This window comes from Pseudomonas sp. SC3(2021) (genome assembly GCF_019856535.1).
Lineage (GTDB): Bacteria > Pseudomonadota > Gammaproteobacteria > Pseudomonadales > Pseudomonadaceae > Aquipseudomonas > Aquipseudomonas monsensis.
Map to the genome: position 1 here is coordinate 330,464 of NZ_CP082236.1, position 15,868 is coordinate 346,331.

The 15,868-nt window shown below is 59.4% G+C and carries 19 protein-coding genes; all 19 read right to left on the reverse strand.

Translation table 11 applies throughout. From position 1 onward, the window contains the following. Positions 1-62: 62 nt before the first annotated feature. The 19 genes from K5Y35_RS01595 to K5Y35_RS01685 all read right to left on the reverse strand — a co-directional run bounded on the left by K5Y35_RS01595 (position 63) and on the right by K5Y35_RS01685 (position 15,771). Entirely contained in the window at positions 63-1,091 is a 1,029-nt protein-coding gene (locus K5Y35_RS01595; protein ID WP_123465150.1) for a phage late control D family protein, read from the reverse strand. Positions 1,092-1,100: 9 nt separating this feature from the next. Beyond that, entirely contained in the window at positions 1,101-1,313 is a 213-nt protein-coding gene (locus tag K5Y35_RS01600) for a tail protein X (protein WP_007964330.1), read from the reverse strand. Further along, positions 1,306-1,689 (reverse strand): phage tail protein, encoded by a 384-nt coding sequence (locus K5Y35_RS01605; protein ID WP_186745179.1) that lies wholly within the window; start codon positions 1,687-1,689, stop codon positions 1,306-1,308. Before K5Y35_RS01605 ends, K5Y35_RS01600 begins: the two co-directional genes overlap by 8 nt. Then, positions 1,686-4,151 (reverse strand): phage tail tape measure protein, encoded by a 2,466-nt coding sequence (locus K5Y35_RS01610; RefSeq protein ID WP_222833554.1) that lies wholly within the window; start codon positions 4,149-4,151, stop codon positions 1,686-1,688. Before K5Y35_RS01610 ends, K5Y35_RS01605 begins: the two co-directional genes overlap by 4 nt. A gap of 128 nt (positions 4,152-4,279) precedes the next feature. After that, the gene (locus tag K5Y35_RS01615) at positions 4,280-4,861 is read right to left on the reverse strand and encodes a phage tail assembly protein (RefSeq protein WP_128614953.1); all 582 of its coding nucleotides are present in this window, start codon (positions 4,859-4,861) and stop codon (positions 4,280-4,282) included. 151 nt (positions 4,862-5,012) lie between these two features. Beyond that, positions 5,013-5,519 (reverse strand): phage major tail tube protein, encoded by a 507-nt coding sequence (locus K5Y35_RS01620; protein ID WP_222833555.1) that lies wholly within the window; start codon positions 5,517-5,519, stop codon positions 5,013-5,015. Then, positions 5,519-6,685, reverse strand: coding sequence for a phage tail protein (locus K5Y35_RS01625; RefSeq protein ID WP_128614952.1), 1,167 nt, complete (start codon positions 6,683-6,685; stop codon positions 5,519-5,521). The genes K5Y35_RS01620 and K5Y35_RS01625 overlap by 1 nt, the downstream gene beginning before the upstream one ends. A gap of 2 nt (positions 6,686-6,687) precedes the next feature. Further along, positions 6,688-6,873, reverse strand: coding sequence for a hypothetical protein (locus K5Y35_RS01630; RefSeq protein ID WP_047291936.1), 186 nt, complete (start codon positions 6,871-6,873; stop codon positions 6,688-6,690). A 101-nt stretch (positions 6,874-6,974) separates the two neighbouring features. Next, positions 6,975-7,412 (reverse strand): phage tail protein, encoded by a 438-nt coding sequence (locus tag K5Y35_RS01635; protein ID WP_222833556.1) that lies wholly within the window; start codon positions 7,410-7,412, stop codon positions 6,975-6,977. 2 nt (positions 7,413-7,414) lie between these two features. After that, positions 7,415-9,856 (reverse strand): phage tail protein, encoded by a 2,442-nt coding sequence (locus tag K5Y35_RS01640; RefSeq protein WP_222833557.1) that lies wholly within the window; start codon positions 9,854-9,856, stop codon positions 7,415-7,417. Then, on the reverse strand, positions 9,857-10,492 hold the full coding sequence (locus tag K5Y35_RS01645; protein WP_222833558.1) for a phage tail protein I: 636 nt from the start codon (positions 10,490-10,492) through the stop codon (positions 9,857-9,859). Continuing rightward, positions 10,489-11,484, reverse strand: coding sequence for a baseplate J/gp47 family protein (locus K5Y35_RS01650; RefSeq protein WP_222833559.1), 996 nt, complete (start codon positions 11,482-11,484; stop codon positions 10,489-10,491). The genes K5Y35_RS01645 and K5Y35_RS01650 overlap by 4 nt, the downstream gene beginning before the upstream one ends. After that, positions 11,481-11,813: a phage baseplate protein gene (locus K5Y35_RS01655; protein WP_222833560.1), complete on the reverse strand. Its 333-nt coding sequence runs from the start codon at positions 11,811-11,813 to the stop codon at positions 11,481-11,483. Before K5Y35_RS01655 ends, K5Y35_RS01650 begins: the two co-directional genes overlap by 4 nt. Positions 11,814-11,828: 15 nt before the next feature. Continuing rightward, complete coding sequence (locus tag K5Y35_RS01660; RefSeq protein WP_222833561.1) at positions 11,829-12,437, reverse strand: phage baseplate assembly protein V; 609 nt, start codon at positions 12,435-12,437, stop codon at positions 11,829-11,831. Position 12,438: 1 nt separating this feature from the next. Beyond that, on the reverse strand, positions 12,439-12,960 hold the full coding sequence (locus tag K5Y35_RS01665) for a hypothetical protein (protein WP_123465128.1): 522 nt from the start codon (positions 12,958-12,960) through the stop codon (positions 12,439-12,441). A 70-nt stretch (positions 12,961-13,030) separates the two neighbouring features. Beyond that, positions 13,031-13,369 (reverse strand): phage holin family protein, encoded by a 339-nt coding sequence (locus K5Y35_RS01670; protein WP_011332709.1) that lies wholly within the window; start codon positions 13,367-13,369, stop codon positions 13,031-13,033. 144 nt (positions 13,370-13,513) lie between these two features. Next, positions 13,514-13,954: a tail fiber assembly protein gene (locus K5Y35_RS01675; protein WP_261991230.1), complete on the reverse strand. Its 441-nt coding sequence runs from the start codon at positions 13,952-13,954 to the stop codon at positions 13,514-13,516. 149 nt (positions 13,955-14,103) lie between these two features. Further along, complete coding sequence (locus K5Y35_RS01680; protein ID WP_222833562.1) at positions 14,104-14,520, reverse strand: tail fiber assembly protein; 417 nt, start codon at positions 14,518-14,520, stop codon at positions 14,104-14,106. A 516-nt stretch (positions 14,521-15,036) separates the two neighbouring features. Further along, positions 15,037-15,771 carry a helix-turn-helix transcriptional regulator gene (locus K5Y35_RS01685; RefSeq protein WP_047291917.1) on the reverse strand — a complete coding sequence of 245 codons (735 nt, stop codon included), beginning with the start codon at positions 15,769-15,771 and terminating at the stop codon, positions 15,037-15,039. Positions 15,772-15,868 lie beyond the last annotated feature (97 nt).

A 15,868-nucleotide genomic window follows, 5' to 3' on the forward strand; every position in this document is an offset into this window, starting at 1 on the left:
ATGACTCTTTGAATGTCAGATTGCATTCGCGAGCAAGCTCGCTCCCACAGGGCTATGTGTGGTCAGTCCTTGGCTTCAGCCTTGGGATCGAGACAGCTGGCATCAATCACGCAGCGATAGCTTTCCTCGCGCTTGCCGCTGGCGGTGACCTTTTTGATCGACCAGCGACCGCGCATGAAGTCCGGCCAGGTGTCATCGAGCACCAACAGGCCTTCGGCGGCCAGCAGCGGATCGCCCGGGCAGGTGACCTTCAGCGTGTATTTTTCGCGCAGCATCTTGCGCACTTCGGCTTCGCCGATGGCTTTGGCTTCTTCTTCACTCGCCTGTTTCTGGCGAATGACCTTGTAGGGTGCGGAACCGGTGATCACCTCCTGCAGCTTGCCAAGAGCACCGTCCCAGAAGCTGGTCTTGCAACCCTGATTCTGGGTGCGGGCAGTCTCTTCCAGTGTGGCGCTGATAAAGGCGTGATCACCCGGTCGATTGTTGCTGGTCACCGATAGCCTGACGTCCGGTATCACCTGGCCCGAGAGGTTTTTCAGCTGCGCCGGTTTCGCCAGCACGTAGAGGTCGTTGAACGGTTTGGCCACCGCGTCGTACTTCTTTGCCAGTCGCGTGATAAAGCTCATGTCGGTCTCGTTCGACTGGTCGACATGAGCAATCCGGATCAGCGCCAGTTCAGGATCGACGCGCGGCGAAAAACCGTGCCGCGAGACCAGTTCGCGAAACAGTGCGCCAAGGGTGGTGGGGCCATGACTGGCCGTACGCCGTTCCTTGAATCCGGTTTCGTCCTTGCCGCTGAAAGGCGCGGCCGTAGCGACCAGCGTCAGGCGCAGCGGGAACAGCGTTGGTGTCAGTCTAGTCACCTTGAACTGGCCCTTTTCGACCAGCCCGGACTCCAGATAACCCACCCGCAGGCCGATGGTTCCGCCCAGGGTCGGCAAGCCTTCGAGGCCTTCCAGGTCGATCACCAGTGTCAGTTGATCGGACTCCATCCCGGCAGCATCAACGTGCTCCCAACTGATCAGACGCTGGTTCAGCAGGTCCTTGTTGGCCCCGTAGATTTCGATCGCCGGGGTAAATCCCTGTGTCATGCAACCTCCTTAGTCCCAGGCCAGAACCGGTTTGATCGCGGCGGGTTTGCTGTCGAGTTCCGGCAGCGTCACCCATACACCTGCCGGGAGAATCGGACCACGTTCGGCCAGGGTCGGGTTGAGTTTCCACAGGGCTTCTTCGGCGCTGTCATCGCTGCGACCGGTTTCGCGGTACAGCAACAGATTCACCGAATCGCCGGCCATGCTTCGTACCTTACGCATTGTTGAACTCCGCCAGTTCAAGGGTCCAGTCGACCACCATCGCCGTACCATCATCGATGACGCAGGTCTGGGTTTCCTGAACCATGGTGATTCGCCACAGGCCCCAATTACGGCCGATGCCATCAATCAGCGGTAGCGGCACACGAAGGGCTTGCAGCGCCCGCAGCTCATCCAGCCGATCCATGGCCACCGCGTACATTGATTTACCGGTGATGGTCAGGGTTTCGGGTTTCTGGCCAATTTGATGGGACTTGGGTTTGCTGGTGAGAATCTGCAGTTCCGTCCAGCCGCCGTCGGACTTGCGCAGAAAACTGCTGTAGGCAAAGCCGCGTGACAGGCCAAAGATGAAACTGCCCAGGGCCATTTGTTGTTTCATGTGGCGACTCCATCGGTCAGGGCTGCGTCACGTCGTGTGGCGAGGGGATTGACCGGCATGATCTGGCCCAATTGCCCCATGGTTGTTTGCACCACCAGATTGGCCAGTGCCTGGGCGCTGGTCTGGTCCTGACCATTGATGTTAATGGTTGAGTTGAACGTGACCGGCTGGCTGGCGGCTGTGGTGGCAGATGCCCCGGGGATCGTGGAAATCGCCGAGGTCGCGATAAGGTCTTTGCTGACCTGTGCAGGTGAGCCGAGACGATCGACTTGTGTCCCTAGCTTGTCGCCCAGGGAATCACCGATCGCGCCCCCCGCCATGCTTCCGAGCCACCCGCCAATTGCCGTGCCCACACCGGGCAAAATCAACGTGCCAAGTGCTGCACCGACGGCGGCCCCAGCAGAAGACCCTGCCAACGAGGCACCGGACGACACGACGGCACGCTTATCGCCCTTCATGACACCGGTGACCATTTCATATCCGGCACTGAGCAACCGCAGCGGCGGTGCCCGTTTGGCAAGCAGTCTGCCTGCCCTGGCGTAAGAACCGGACAGTGAAGCAGCCGGTGCAGGACTGACGGCTGATGAGCCTGCAAATGCCGTCATGGTTCCCGGCCAGTACGTGCCGGACATGCGGGGCAGAACGGGTGGTGCCAATGGTGCACTGATCCGTGGTGGCCGAGGGGTCACCGTACGGGGGCTTTTCGCACCTTGACCGGTTTGTTCACGTCGGACTCGAGGCTTGATGCTTGACCGGCGAGGCTTGAGTCTGTCACCCGTCCCGCCGCCCAGCGGTTTGCAGCAGCAGTCATGGCCCGCGCCATTTCCGGCAGACGTTTTCTTGGCTTTCGGGTCTTCAATATCGGCAATCAAACCGCCAAGACCAAGCGGCAATTTTGAAGCGACGCCCTTGAGCAGTTTGTCGGTGAAATTGCCGAATGCCTTGGCCATCACCGCCACCACGATGGCCGACAGTCCAACGCCCGCAAGGGCCAACGCCGTCGAGGTCTTGGGATGGGCTTCAGCCATATCGGCCACGCCATTAGTCATATTCGTCAGCGAGTCCAGCGTGCCGGTCGCATCCGGCGCTAACGCCGTGATCAGACGATTGAGACTGGCATCGAACGCATTCCAGCTTCGCTGAGGATCTTTGCCCGCAGGCTCGGCGCTGCGTTCAATCGCGCCGCTGTAAGCCGGTGTCAGTGGATCATTGGGCTTGAGCAATGAAAGCGGCGTCTGTGCCTCGCCGGGTTTGCCCATCCACTGGCGCACGCCCCCCTCACCCTTGAATGGCGATACGAGGCTGCTCTGGGTCGCTTGCGAGGACACAAGCGTCGACGTTCCTTCCAGTGTGGCCGGCGCGACCAGCGAAAACGCTTTTTGCAGGTCTTCGGGTTTCGCCAGCAGTTTGCGTACACCGTCGTCGCCACTGAAAAGTGTCTTGATCAGTGCTGCTTGCTGCTCTGCCGGTTGTTGCTTCAATGCCACCAACGCTTTGACAAGGTTGTCCGGTACGTTTCCGGTCAACTTGCCGGGATCAAGGCCCAACGCCTTCCAAGCCGACTGCTCGGCCGCCGAGCCTTGGGTGCCTTTGCCCAGGGCTGCGCTGATACTTTTCACCGCCGCGCCGGCACCGGCCTTGTCGACATCAGCGTTGAGCAACGCGGCTGACAGCGCCGCCAACTGCTCGGGCAGGATCCCGACTGCAACGGCCGACTCGCCGGATTGCTGCACGACCGAGCCGATGTCGGCAGCCGTCGCATTCAGTCCGCTGTTGCCCAGATGCTGAGTCGCATCGGCCAGCAGCTGACCTTGAGTGCGATCCAGTTTCATCGACACTTGCCAGGCCGACAGCATTTCACCGGCCGACTTCAGGCTGATGCCGAACGCCGCCGCATTGACCGCTGCATCCTGGGCAAAGTCCAGCAGCACCTGTTCCTTGTCGGCGCCCTTGAGACCCGCGCCAATCCCGGATCGGCCAGCCGCGACTTCGACCTGCACCAGATCCACGACCGTCGCCCCACTGCCGGCAACTCGTTTGTCGGTGGCCAGTTTGAGGTTGGCTTTCGACATTGTGTCGAGGTCGCCAGTCAGGCCTTGAACCTGCTTGATCTGGGCCATGGCGGTTTCCAGGGCCATGGCCGATTGCAGGTAGGCCGGAGGCGAGCGTTGTTCAATCTCAGCCTTGAGCTTTGACTTGCTCTCGCCGCCAGCCGCCGGCGCGGCAGTTACCATTGGCACCTTGAACGATGCCAGGGCCGTGTTCAGCCCCAGGACAACGGCGCCGAGTTTGATCTGTTCACGCACCAGACTGCGGATGTCCAGGCTGGCCGTGAGCAGCGCCTCTTTCAGCTCGGACAGTGGTTTGATCAGGCTGTCTGTGGCCGATCCCCCTGCCGACAAACCGGAACCCGCGCCGCCCGTTTGCGCGGCGTACATCAGCGAAAACGATGTGTTTGCCATGCCGCTCTACTCCTGTTTCACGCCAAGGCGAGTGATCGCTATGTCGTAGCGGCGCAACGCCTTTTCGGCGTCCCATTCCAGAATCTCCGCTTCACTTACCGGGTAAATGAGCGGGACGATATCGAGGATTACTTCGATGTCGCGTTCCGAAAGTAGGCCGCCGGCTGGTTTAAAAAATCGTCGATGCGCACCTGCAATTGCGTCCAGTCAGGGACGCTCAAGTGGGCCAGATCGGGGATCATCAGGCCGGTGCAGTGGGCGGTGATGAACTCGGCGCGTTCCTTGGCCGTTTTCAGTTTTTTCATCACTTTGGTGGCGCGCAGTGCGGGCATTTCCAGCGACAGCGAGGTCACGGTGCGGCCGGTCACGGCAAGCGGTTGCAGCAGTTGCACCTGGTCAGGATCGGCGGACTTTTCCGCGTCCTCGACCTGCTCCAGAAAGTACGACGCCGGACGGGTCGACATCTCGTGCACGTACTGGGCAATGCTCACGTAATCCGGGCGTTTGAGCTGATCGAGTTCCTTGACCGACAGGCCAGTGGCGAGCAGCGCCAGTTCGAAGAACTGATCGTCTTCATCATCGCCGGCGCGTTCCAGTGCTTCTTTTTGTGCGGCGTAGAACAGTGGCTTGAGCTGGATCTGCTCGATCTGCGCGCCGTCATCGCCGGTGATCGGCGACAGCAGGTCATGCTGGGGTGGCATCCACGACATGTATGAATTCCTTGGTGATTCGTAAAGATCCACTGTGGGAGCGAGCTTGCTCGCGAAAGCGGAGTGGCATGCAACATTGCTGTCGACTGACTTGACGCCTTCGCGAGCAAGCTCGCTCCCACAGGGTTTGGTGATTGCCTTCAGCCGTGGGTTACGGCATCAGCACCGCACGACGGGCATCACCGAGGATGTCGACGCCGTTGAGCACGAACTTCTGGGTGCGCACGTCGATGTCGATCACCGGGATGCCGTTTTCCAGGCGGGTGTAGGTGCGGCAGGACAATTCCAGGGTGGTCTTGGGTTTCTCACCCATTTTGATCACGCCCTCATCGAGGATCTTCAGCTTGCCGCCGACGGTGTGGTAGGTGAACCAGGTGTTGCCGTCCTGATCCTGACCGGCTTCACGCACGTTCAACAGAATGTCATCGCCGAGCTTCACACCCAGGGCGAGCATGATTTCCGGGCCAGCGCCCTGCAGGATCAACTTGGCGCCAAGCGCCTTCGCGCTTTTGGCCATCTCTTCGACAATGAAGCGTCCGCCCGCCATGTTTTCCATGTCGAATTCGATTTTCGGCGGGGTGAATTCCTCCACGGTCGCCGACAACGGCAGGCCTTGCAGGGTGGCCGCGATGGCCTGGCGATTGCGGTTGGTAAACATTAGAGAACGTCCTCCAGGAACTGCTCGATGATTTCATCGCGGGCGTTGAGTTGATAAACCATGTGTTCGTTCGGCGCGTAGCGGCCGTAGTCGATGACCACGTACCAGGTGCCGTTCTTGTACTTCTCGACGCTGTTGAGTTCCGGGTGCAGGTACACGCTGCCGCCCGGAATGGTTTCGTCGGCGACCAGGGTCTGCAGCCAGTCGTTGATGCGCTTGACCTCTTGATCCATGAAGGACTTGGTCAGGTTCTTGGCCATGGCTTTCTGGCCGGCCTTGACCAGCTTGCGGCTGATCGCATCTTCGAGGCCGACGTAGCTGATGAACTTGCCGGTGATCGAGCGGTTACCCAGCAGCGAGAAGCCGCCAAGCACGGTGCGGGCGTAGTAGCTGACGCCGTAGCGGTTGAGCAGATCGCCTTCGGTGGAGGTGTCGAGGATGTTGTATTCAACGACCCGCGACACGTCTTCGGCGTAGGTCACCTGGTTGCCCGGGCTCTCCCACTGCTTGACCTTGGCCAGCGCGGCAATCGCCAGGCTGGACGGTGCGAGGAAGACATTTTTCTTCGCTGCTTTCGAGTACACGGCCGGCATGTTGTGCACCACCAGGCAACGGTCGAAACCGAGATCCGCACCGCCCAGTTCCTGGCTGTAGGTCACTTGATCGGCGACCGAGGCATCCTTGCCATCCAGCACCACACGGGCCTTGATGCGCTTGCCGAACGAGGCGAACTCGCTGGCCACCGCTTTGGTGCCGGTGAAGCCCGGCGCGCCGATGATGGTCAGGTCTTCCGGGACACTGCCCAGCGCAGCCAGACCGAGCTTGCGGCCGGTGGCTGGATCGACGCCGCCGATCACCGCGTTAACGGTGTCAGCCGGGGTCGCGCCCGCTTCGACAATCACCACGTACACCGGCACCTTGACCACTTTGAGGATCTGGTAAACCGCGTGGTACAGGGTGCCCTCTTCCGAACCGGTCGGATCGAGCAGCGCATGGGTTGTGAAGCTGTTGATGCGGAACGGGGCGTTACGCGGAATCAGCGGATCGGCTTTCGGCGCGGTGCCGACCAGACCGATGACGTTGTCACCCAGGCCACCCATGGCCTCGGGGGATTCGGTGGCATTGACGGTAATGCCGTTGTGCTCGAAGTTCAGAACCTCAGCCATAGTTAGTCAGCCTTCTTGGCAGCGGCCTTTTTGGCCTGGGTGGTGGGGGTTTTCAGTTCCAGTCGACCGGCGCTGTGCAAGGCACTGGCCTCGACGTCGAGCAGATCAAGGTCTTGACCGACGCTCGACCAGTGCCCACCGCCGGTGGGGAATGGGACGAGCACGGTGTAGGTTTGGCGGGTTGCCATTTTTCGTTTCTCCATAAACGGGAAAGCCCCTCGTGGGGAGGGGCTTGGCGGGTGTTGATTTGTTTTAAGCGGATAAGAAAACGCCCCGGGGTGCGGGGCGTTTATTGAAGAGTTTCAAGCATCCATGACGGAATGACAGGCCGATGTTCAGCAAGGGGAAATTCTTTCCCTTCTGGCCAGCTACGGAGCCGGCTGCGAAATACCTGCAATTCGACATATTGCTCTGAACTCAGCGTTGTCGGAATGCTTTGTTCTTGCTCATCACGGTGACGCGCCACCAAATTGTCCGTATGCAATAAATTGTTATCGCGCCAGGCTCGTTCGGATGCAGCCAGCGCCTCTTCAGACAAACCCGGGCCATCTACCATTTGAGGCAATCCCTCTGCGCTCGGCCCTACAACCTTTCCAGCCGGAAGCGGCTGGGCAAAAAGATCTCTATAGAGCTCATCGGCAATCGACAGCGCGTCTGGGGGAATCTCGTCATGGAATCCCTTCAGGTAGACTCCGCCTGTTGCTGCAGAATAAAGGTACTTTCCCATGATCAATTTCCTATTGCGATGTATGAAAGCACGGGGGTGTTACCTGTTACACCGCACGCGTACATCCAGAGAGCGCCCACGTTAGTTCTGTTTTCAAGTGATGTATTAGTAAATGTATTCGCCGTAATTCCGGTCGCGATACCGGTTGTCGTAGCAAATACACCATTTGGAAATGCGATGGGCCATGTAACCGGTGTAGCGACAAAGTTATTGACGCTGTTGTAAGTGGCCCCTTTCACTTGCCCCCACTGAATGATCAAACCACCGAGCCAATTCGGCAACGCGATATAACCGTTTACAGCCAGGCTGATTGCAAACCCTCGACGCAATTTTTTGGGCGTGACAATTGTAGAGTCATCAGTTCCTTCTAACGTTTGAGTTTGGGTGGCAACCTTTGCCGTACCCTGATTGGTTTCCGATGCTTGCTGCGCGAGAACGCTCAGCGGTGCAATGTCAATGTTTCCCTGATTGACCGGCGCGTTCCACGCTTTGATGCACCACATCACTGCCAGGTTGCGTGGGCGTGTGACACCGCCCTCGACGGGGTATTCGCCTACGCTGAGGTTGGAAGCCGTATAGGTAATTCCGACGCCCGGATAATCGGTCGAGCGATAAACGTCTGCTTGAGCTTGCGCAGGACTACAACGCAAGGTGTCGACCGAAGAACCGCCGGGCGTGTTGCTGTCGAACGCCGCCAAAGTACCGAGTTGATAACTGCCAATTGCCCGAGCGGGGTCCGCACCACGTCCATGATCCCAACCGCGTAAAAATTCACCACGCGACTCCGGCAAGCGGAAGTTGCCCGCCCCCTCATTACCCTTGTTGTAAGTAGTACCGAGAAAAGTCGCCAGATCCGGATACGTCGCAATGCTCTGCACGCTGCCATCCAGCTCCAGATAACCAGGCGCAACGATCCCCGTCGGGAATGCCAAAACAGCACCCACCGGAACGGCGGACTTGAGACGTTCAACTTCCTTGGCCAGCGCCGCTACGTCGATGGTCCCCTGATTGACCGGGGCGTTCCAGGCTTTGATGCACCACATGACGGCGATGTTGCGAGGGCGGGTTTCACCTCCCCCCATAGCCGAGCCATCAAGAGCTTCGACCCCCTGTGTTTTACTATGGGTTTCAGGTTGCCCAGAAAGTCCTAACTGCACCGTTGCCGCTATAGATGTACCGGTCCCTCCGCCGTATTTGGCCATGAGGTAGTGCATATGCTCTTTGACTTCATCAGGCTGCCAATCGCCGATCCCTCGACTGAGATCCACCCCACGTCCATGATCCCAACCGCGCAAGAACTCCCCACGCGCTTCCGGCAAGCGGAAATTCCCAACCCCTTCATCACCCTTATTGAACTTGCCGCCCAGATAAGCGCTCAAGTCCGGGTAAGTCGCGCTGCTCTTGACGCTGTTATCCAGCTCCAGAAAACCCGGCGGCGGCGAATCAACCGGGAACGCCACAATCGAACCCACCGGCAACGCCGACGCCTTGGCGATCAGCGCTTCAACTTCAGCCTTGGTGTACGAATCCTTGATGCCAAATCCGGCCAGCGTCTCGGGGTTTGCACCCGCCGTCGCCCGGCCATATTCATCCACCGTGAGACTTTTGTATGTCCCGGCAGCAATCCCGGTACGCCCCGCGAGCATCTTGAACGTCAGCGCCGTGGTGCCGAGGGTGATCGGCGCATTAGTGGTCAGGTGCCACAACGAATCTCCGTTCGCCGTGCCCTCCTCCACCATCACCGTCAGGCCCGGCGTGACTTTGGCGCTGCTGTTGGCATCGGTCGCCCGCACCCAGTCGCCGTTGGCAACGATCCACAGGCCGTTGTCCTTGGCCAGGGTCTGGTTCGCAACAAGCACGCGGTCGCCAGCAATCACTGCGACACCGTCAATTTGCTGCGCACCGTTCAACACGATGTTGGTGGATGCCGCAACACGCACCGACTGCTTGCCATCGAGTTTGCCGAGTTCTTCAGCCAGATAACTCATGACCCAGGCACGGGTGGCTTTGACCACGGTGTCGTCGATCAACAACGTCACCAGCGACGCATTACTCGTCTCGAAAATCGAGCGAATGTAGAACTCTTTACCCGAACCCGACGTCGCCAGAACCGGTTTGAACGACTCCGGGTATTTGACGATGGCGTACAGAACGCCGGTGTCAGTCCACAGCCCTGCTTCCCGTACATACCAGCCGCCAACATCCGGCGGAATGGTCACTTCAGCGAGCAGCCAGCTCGGATTCTTCTCGTCCTGGAACAGTGCGTTGAGTGGCCCGCGCCAGACTTCGCGTTTCAGCGCGGTGGCGGTCGCCGCCGGGTTGTAGACCGTGCCGCCGCCGTCGCCGACGGAAATCTGCGTCAGCTTGATCGGTGTGCCCGCGGCCTTGCACGCCGTTTCGTAGGCAATCCCTGCATTGGTGAGCAGGGTGTAATAGTCAGCCATTCAGGCCCCCTGAGGATAAATTGTGGATGTTTCGACGGTGTACAACGCAGCGGCCATGAACGCCTCGCCAGAGGTTTCAAGCCCCTCGATGAACACCGGATAAACCGTGGTCAGCTCACCGCAGAACGTTGCGGCGCCGATGACGTGATTGCCGAACGCGCTGAGACCCACCGAGACCGTCAGCACATCGCGTTCGCTTTTGGCATCAGCCAGGCGTCGGTCGAGACGTGCATCGATTTCTTCGCTGTAGGGTTGCTCGCTGAAGGCTCGTACGGAAAAGCTGTAAGGCGCGCCGGGCGGCGTCTGTTCGTACCAGGCGCGGACTTCGGGGCGCAGTTGCAAACCCTTGGTGGCGTTTTCCAGCGCCTTGCGAGTGCCGGCCTGACGCGCCGTGGGCCAGGCGAGTTCGACGGTCAGGCGCTTTTCCGCCTCCGGCGCAGCGGTGCTCCATTCAGCCACGCCGCGATCCGCTGCCAGATACGGCAGAAAGGCAACCGGTGTTTCTGCGGGATTCATCAGCTCCGGGAACGGCGGCGCGATGCGATCAAGCAGGGCGCCGAAGCCCAGATCCAGACCTCGTTCGAGCGCCGAACTGTTGGCCGGCAGCAGCGTTGGGCGCTGTGTTTTTTCACTCATAGCGTCAGCACCTCAACCTCGACCGCCGTGCAATACGGCGCTTGAAACGCCGTCGTCACGATCGGCGCCAGCGGTTCGAGAATCTGCAGTTGCACGGCGCCGGCGCTGTGCAGCGTAAAGTCGATCCAGCTCGGATCGACCCGCCCTTCGAGGCGATGGCAACTGTCGGCGTAGGCCTGCAACTGCTGCTGCGCGGCGACTTTGGTCAGGCCTGAATCCGGTCCCGAATTGATCTTGGCGACGACGCGGATCTTGTAGCGCTGAATGTCGGCCGCCTTCACGGTGACGAGGTCGGTTTCCGGTCGTACATCCGGCCGGGCGAAGTGTTGACGCACGCCTTCCAGTAACGCCGCGGAAGGCGTGCCATCGCCGTCTCGCGACAACACGGTGACCTGCACTTCCCCCGGCGCGGTACGACGACCATTACCATCCTTGACCTGTGCAGCGAGGCCGTCGGGGTTGAAGGTGTAAGTGACGTTGACCACACCCGCATCGGTGGACTCGACCTTCACCGACGGCCGTTCGCCGAGGGTGAATACCTCACGGCGATACTGCATCCGTGAACCCGCCGCCGGGGCATGCGGCGCCAGGTAATAACGCAGGCGTGCATCGTCATCGCTTTCGTAAATCGCGGGCACCGGCGGGAACGCTGTCGGGTCGCCCGGGTCGAGCAACTGCCGCTCCAGGCCCATGTCCGCCAACCGCGCATCGAGGTTGCTGCCGGTCGCCCACCACGCCAGCATCTGCTTGATGCGGGCGTTGTATTTGCGTTCGTGGGTTTGCAGCCGAACGCAGAAGGCTTCGAGCGCCATCGTCAGCAATTCGCTCTCGTTTTCCAGGCTGGTCTTGAGCTTTGCGGCACTCTCGGGCGAACGCGCACCGACGTATTCGACGACGAAGGTCTTGAACTCGGCGAGCAGTTCTTCGAACGCTTCGACAGTGATCAGCGCGGGTTCGGCCAACTGGTTCTGGCCGGGGATCAACATACTCATGTCACGACCTCGAAGGTTTGTTGACGGTTTTTCCAGGTGCCGGCGAAGCGCAGCAGCAAGCCGGCACCCTGGCGGGTGGCGACGATCACTTGCGGCTGAAAATCGCTGATCCCGTTCTGCGGGTTGTAGAACGCCTGAGCAGCGTGGCTCTGAGCCAGAAGCAGAACGTCGTCACCGAGGTTCTGCCCCAGCAGCGTGGGGATCAGCGAGCCATAAAGGGGCCTTTTTTGCCGGGTGCCCAGCGGCGTGGTCAGGGCCCGGGTCGCGCGCTGCACAAACTGCAGCCAGTCGTCGACCGTGGCCCCGTTGTCTCTATCAATTCCGATCATGTTCAGGCTCTTGAATCAGGGGCTGATGACGCGGCCCTGGTGATCGACCAACGGGCCGCTGAAGTGCACGCCCGAGGCGTCGATGGTCAGGCCGACGGCGCCCAGTTGCAGGCTGATCGCTTGCGGCGTCATCGCCAGTTGCGCCGGGCCGATGCTCAGTTGCAGCGCCTGGCGAGAGCCAGTGAAGGCCGCCGGCCCGTTCTGCCAGTGCAGGGTGTGACTGGCGTCGTCGTAACCGCTTTCGCTGCCGTCGACATGCACCCGTCGCGTCAGCGTCGGTACCGTTGCCGTCGGCGGAAACCGATCACTGTTCAGGCCAAACAGCGCCACACTTTGCGCGCCGCTTTCACCACTGCCGTAGTTAAACAACAGACACTGTTCGCCGACGCTCGGAATCCGCGATTCGCTCTGGGCGCCGGCACTCGGATTGAAGAATTTGATGGCCGGCGTCAGCAAACCACCGTGGCTGACCTGGCAGGTGTTGCTCGCGGCATCGACGGCCTGACAGATGCCGATGCGACAGAAATTTTCGGCGCGTCGGTGCAGGTCGTCGATCTCCGCTTCCATCTCGGCCAGGCGCTCGATGATCGGGCCGAGTTGCATGCGCAATAGTCCGTCGAACATCTCAGGCCTCCAGCGCGGTGTATTGGTCGGGGTCGTCGATGTTGCTGACTTCCCAGGTACGGGCGAATTTCGGCGTGCCGAGCGGATCGTCGAGCAAGGTCGGGCCGAGGTAGAGGGTCTGATTGAACGACAGCGTCCAGGCTTTGTATTGCTGATCGCCGCGGATGAGCAATGACGGCAGGCCATCAATGTTCATTGGCAGATCGCATTGATCGCCGGGCAAGCTCCAGCGGTTGTCGGTGATCAGGTTTTTCAGCACCGCGATCAGATCGCACGCTGCAAATGCGCTGGCGGCAAGGGCCGGGATGACGTGCAGGGACACCGTCATGACATGAGCAATGCGTCCGTCCGCGGCGCGCTCTCCCGGTCCATTCCGCTCAAAGTTGATCAACACCCAGGCCTGATCGCCCGGCGCAGTGAAATCATCGTGATTGCCGACGTTGAGGTTGAGTCCGGCAGTGTTGCGCAGTGTCGTCGCGATGGCTGTGAACAGTTGCGACGGCTGCTGGATCGGTGTGGGCATACATGACCTCCTTTTCAATCGTCCACGCGCAGCCCTGCCGCCAAAATGGCGGCACGGAGAAGTACTAAAGTTAAGGTTGGTCGCGAGGCGGAACTTCGCAGACGCCGATGCGCTTGGCGGCCCAGCGTTCGTACAACCCGATGGCGACATCGGCGCCGGCCATCGCTGTCAGGCAACCGAATGCGCCGGCGGCCCAGATCGAAAGACCGGCGGCGTACAGCAGCATGATTGCCGAGACGCCGCAGATCATGCAGGCGCCGGAGCGCAAGGCAAGGCGTCGCAGCAGTGACCAGCCACGGGCGCCCTCCTTGTCGGCGCGCCACATTTCGCCGGACACCCCGCCGACGACGGCGAGGAGGATGACCAGCCAGATCGGCATGTCCGCCAACGCTTGTTGCTCGTTTGTCATGTCACGCCTCCGGAAGTATTGGGTGAGTGGTGTGTGTTGGGATCAATCGCGTTCTCTTGAGGCAGGCATTCCAAAAAGCCCGGCGCTGAGGCCGGGCTTTTCAGTAATGCGCTCTCGATAGAGGGTGTGACGGTCATGACCGAATCAGAAAGGAGCGACCGGCCAGTTGACGGTGGATGGATAGCCGGATTGTTTGTTCATGTCGCTGAGACCAACGCAGTACTGTTTGTAAGCGAGCAACAGCGCTTGTTCTTCAGGAGTGGCAACACCAAGGTCGAGCTTGTAGTGCAGGGAATTCAACATCAACCACTGCCCTGCCGCAGAAAGAAGCTCCAGAGCTTCCTGCGCTACATCTTTCTCCATTTCTTGAGAGGTGGGTTCACTGAACTCCCAATCAACATAATTTGTCGTCGTACCCTTCCATCCCACCTGGACTGCCGGGTTTGCTGTGATATCCACCCAAAAACCATTCGACAACTTTGCTTCTACTGGCATGGCCGTAGGCTTCTCGACAGCGTCGACAATCACCAAAACTTTGTTGAAGGGTTTGGAATAGTTGAAGCGAACAAAAGCATAGCGGTTCATTTGTTTCTCCTGCTGGCACTCATTGCGAAGATTGGCTTGAGGCTATGAGTAAACATCGCAGGCACTGTTGAATCGCCCGGTTATGCACCGGGCTCTTCAGCGTTGCACTGCGGATTTCAATAGTGATGTTGCGGTGCAAGAAGCGCTGTTTATGGAACTTCAGGCCAGTTGACCGTCAGCGGATAACCAGGCTGTTTGTTGACGTTGCTCAGATCAATGAAGAACTGCTTGTATTCCAGTAGCGCAGCTTCCTCAGCCGGCGTGGCCAGCCCCAGCTCAACCTTTTGCACCAAGGCCGACGTCGCCAGCGTGGTGTTGGCTTTATCGAGACGATTGGTTCTTGCGTTACGCAATTGCATAGCCAGCAAGGACGGCTGGCCCCACATATCGCTGTCGGTAAATGTCCAGACGCCGTCGGTGTTTACCGCGTTCCAGGAGTAATCGATCTTCGGCAGTGCGCTGACATCCACCCAGACTTGATCCGCCGGAAACTCATCGGTGATCGGGTTAGCGGTTTCAAAAATGTTGTCGACCTTGCCAGCAACGACACGTGCGTACTTCTTCATGTTCATCTTCCTTTTTGATTGCCGGCATTGCGGCATTTCAGATCCTGCCCAGGTAGGCATTCCAAAAAGCCCGGCAATCTGCCGGGCTTTTCAGTAATGCGCTCCTTCGCCTTCCTTCAAATCCTGTGTTCGAGAAGGAAGCTGACTTTTCGGCGCTACTGGCGCGGTACGAGTCCATTCAGATTGTTTTTCCGACCGCGGTCCCTGCCCGCCGGATAACTGCTTCTGGTGCTTTACGCTGCACACCCGGGTCAGTTGCCAACCCTCTGAACCGTTGAGGCCGGTTCATCGCTGCCTGTTCTTGTGGAACTAAAGAGCTGTCTTGCTCAGCCGCTTTGTCGAGCGGCTTGGTGGCAAGAATATGCATTCATGCATATGCAGTCAATGCGTAAATGCATTTATTTATGCGCAGGAAATGCACAGACGCATGAAACCCTCGTCAGGCAAGGCTTCTACGGTTTTCTCGAAGGCGAAAAAAAACCCGCCGATGGGCGGGTTTTGTCTGAGCGGGTGGCTTTATCGGGCGTACATGCCCCACCAGAAGACGTGACCGAGGATGACGATCTGCTCGTCCTGCATATCCTGGAAGCTGTAGTCCTCGTCCGGATGCTCGTCACGGTTGAAGCTGCGCAGACGGATACCGGTCGGCAGACGGTAGAGCTGCTTCACGCGCAACTGACCGTTGTGGTTGATCGCGTAAAGGTCGCCATCAATGATGTCGCCGATGCCACACTTGCCGGCATTCACACCGACGGTGGCGCCGTCACGCAGCACCGGCAACATGCTGTTGCCGCGGACTGTCACGCACTTGGCCTGGTCGAACTGCACACCGTTATGGCGCAGGCTGCGCTTGCCGAAGCGCAGGCTGGAGCGTTCGCTCTCTTCGATGACGAATCTTCCTGATCCAGCAGCCAATTCAACCTCGCGAAGAAAGGGCACCGACACCTCGTCGTCATCGACAGGGGTATCGTCGTCCCACAGGCTTATGTCCTTGAGTTCCGCATGCACGTCATCACGCGCGCCACCGGTCGCGGTCGCGACATCGGCGCGACCGCGCAATTGATCGGTGCTCACATTGAAGTACTCGGCGATCTTCGAGATATGTTTATCCGAGGGATCGACGATCTTCCCGCTGAGAATCCGCGAGAGAGTGGATTGAGGCACGCCGGTGCGACGGTGGAGCTCCGTAGGGGAGATCCCGTGCTGGTCGAGCAGTGCTCTTAAGACGGAGGATACGTTGCGTTTTTGCATAACGCGCATAGTGCTTGAAGTTTTTCGCGAAGACAAATGCTGATTTGCATAAATCGTGCATGATTCTCAATTTTCTGAGAAAAGTGCCAGTGAGCCG

Excerpts from the sequence above, each read along its gene's own strand:
- K5Y35_RS01680 (WP_222833562.1), bottom strand. The coding sequence starts at position 14,520 with ATGAAGAAGTACGCACGTGTCGTTGCTGGCAAGGTCGACAACATTTTT.
- K5Y35_RS01655 (WP_222833560.1), bottom strand. The coding sequence starts at position 11,813 with ATGATCGGAATTGATAGAGACAACGGGGCCACGGTCGACGACTGGCTG.
- K5Y35_RS01645 (WP_222833558.1), bottom strand. The coding sequence starts at position 10,492 with ATGAGTGAAAAAACACAGCGCCCAACGCTGCTGCCGGCCAACAGTTCG.
- K5Y35_RS01640 (WP_222833557.1), bottom strand. The coding sequence starts at position 9,856 with ATGGCTGACTATTACACCCTGCTCACCAATGCAGGGATTGCCTACGAA.
- K5Y35_RS01650 (WP_222833559.1), bottom strand. The coding sequence starts at position 11,484 with ATGAGTATGTTGATCCCCGGCCAGAACCAGTTGGCCGAACCCGCGCTG.
- K5Y35_RS01635 (WP_222833556.1), bottom strand. The coding sequence starts at position 7,412 with ATGGGAAAGTACCTTTATTCTGCAGCAACAGGCGGAGTCTACCTGAAG.
- K5Y35_RS01660 (WP_222833561.1), bottom strand. The coding sequence starts at position 12,437 with ATGTTCGACGGACTATTGCGCATGCAACTCGGCCCGATCATCGAGCGC.
- K5Y35_RS01600 (WP_007964330.1), bottom strand. The coding sequence starts at position 1,313 with ATGCGTAAGGTACGAAGCATGGCCGGCGATTCGGTGAATCTGTTGCTG.
- K5Y35_RS01615 (WP_128614953.1), bottom strand. The coding sequence starts at position 4,861 with ATGTCGTGGATGCCACCCCAGCATGACCTGCTGTCGCCGATCACCGGC.
- K5Y35_RS01670 (WP_011332709.1), bottom strand. The coding sequence starts at position 13,369 with ATGACAAACGAGCAACAAGCGTTGGCGGACATGCCGATCTGGCTGGTC.
- K5Y35_RS01595 (WP_123465150.1), bottom strand. The coding sequence starts at position 1,091 with ATGACACAGGGATTTACCCCGGCGATCGAAATCTACGGGGCCAACAAG.
- K5Y35_RS01685 (WP_047291917.1), bottom strand. The coding sequence starts at position 15,771 with ATGCAAAAACGCAACGTATCCTCCGTCTTAAGAGCACTGCTCGACCAG.
- K5Y35_RS01675 (WP_261991230.1), bottom strand. The coding sequence starts at position 13,954 with ATGAACCGCTATGCTTTTGTTCGCTTCAACTATTCCAAACCCTTCAAC.
- K5Y35_RS01620 (WP_222833555.1), bottom strand. The coding sequence starts at position 5,519 with ATGTTTACCAACCGCAATCGCCAGGCCATCGCGGCCACCCTGCAAGGC.
- K5Y35_RS01665 (WP_123465128.1), bottom strand. The coding sequence starts at position 12,960 with ATGCCCACACCGATCCAGCAGCCGTCGCAACTGTTCACAGCCATCGCG.
- K5Y35_RS01630 (WP_047291936.1), bottom strand. The coding sequence starts at position 6,873 with ATGGCAACCCGCCAAACCTACACCGTGCTCGTCCCATTCCCCACCGGC.
- K5Y35_RS01610 (WP_222833554.1), bottom strand. The coding sequence starts at position 4,151 with ATGGCAAACACATCGTTTTCGCTGATGTACGCCGCGCAAACGGGCGGC.
- K5Y35_RS01625 (WP_128614952.1), bottom strand. The coding sequence starts at position 6,685 with ATGGCTGAGGTTCTGAACTTCGAGCACAACGGCATTACCGTCAATGCC.
- K5Y35_RS01605 (WP_186745179.1), bottom strand. The coding sequence starts at position 1,689 with ATGAAACAACAAATGGCCCTGGGCAGTTTCATCTTTGGCCTGTCACGC.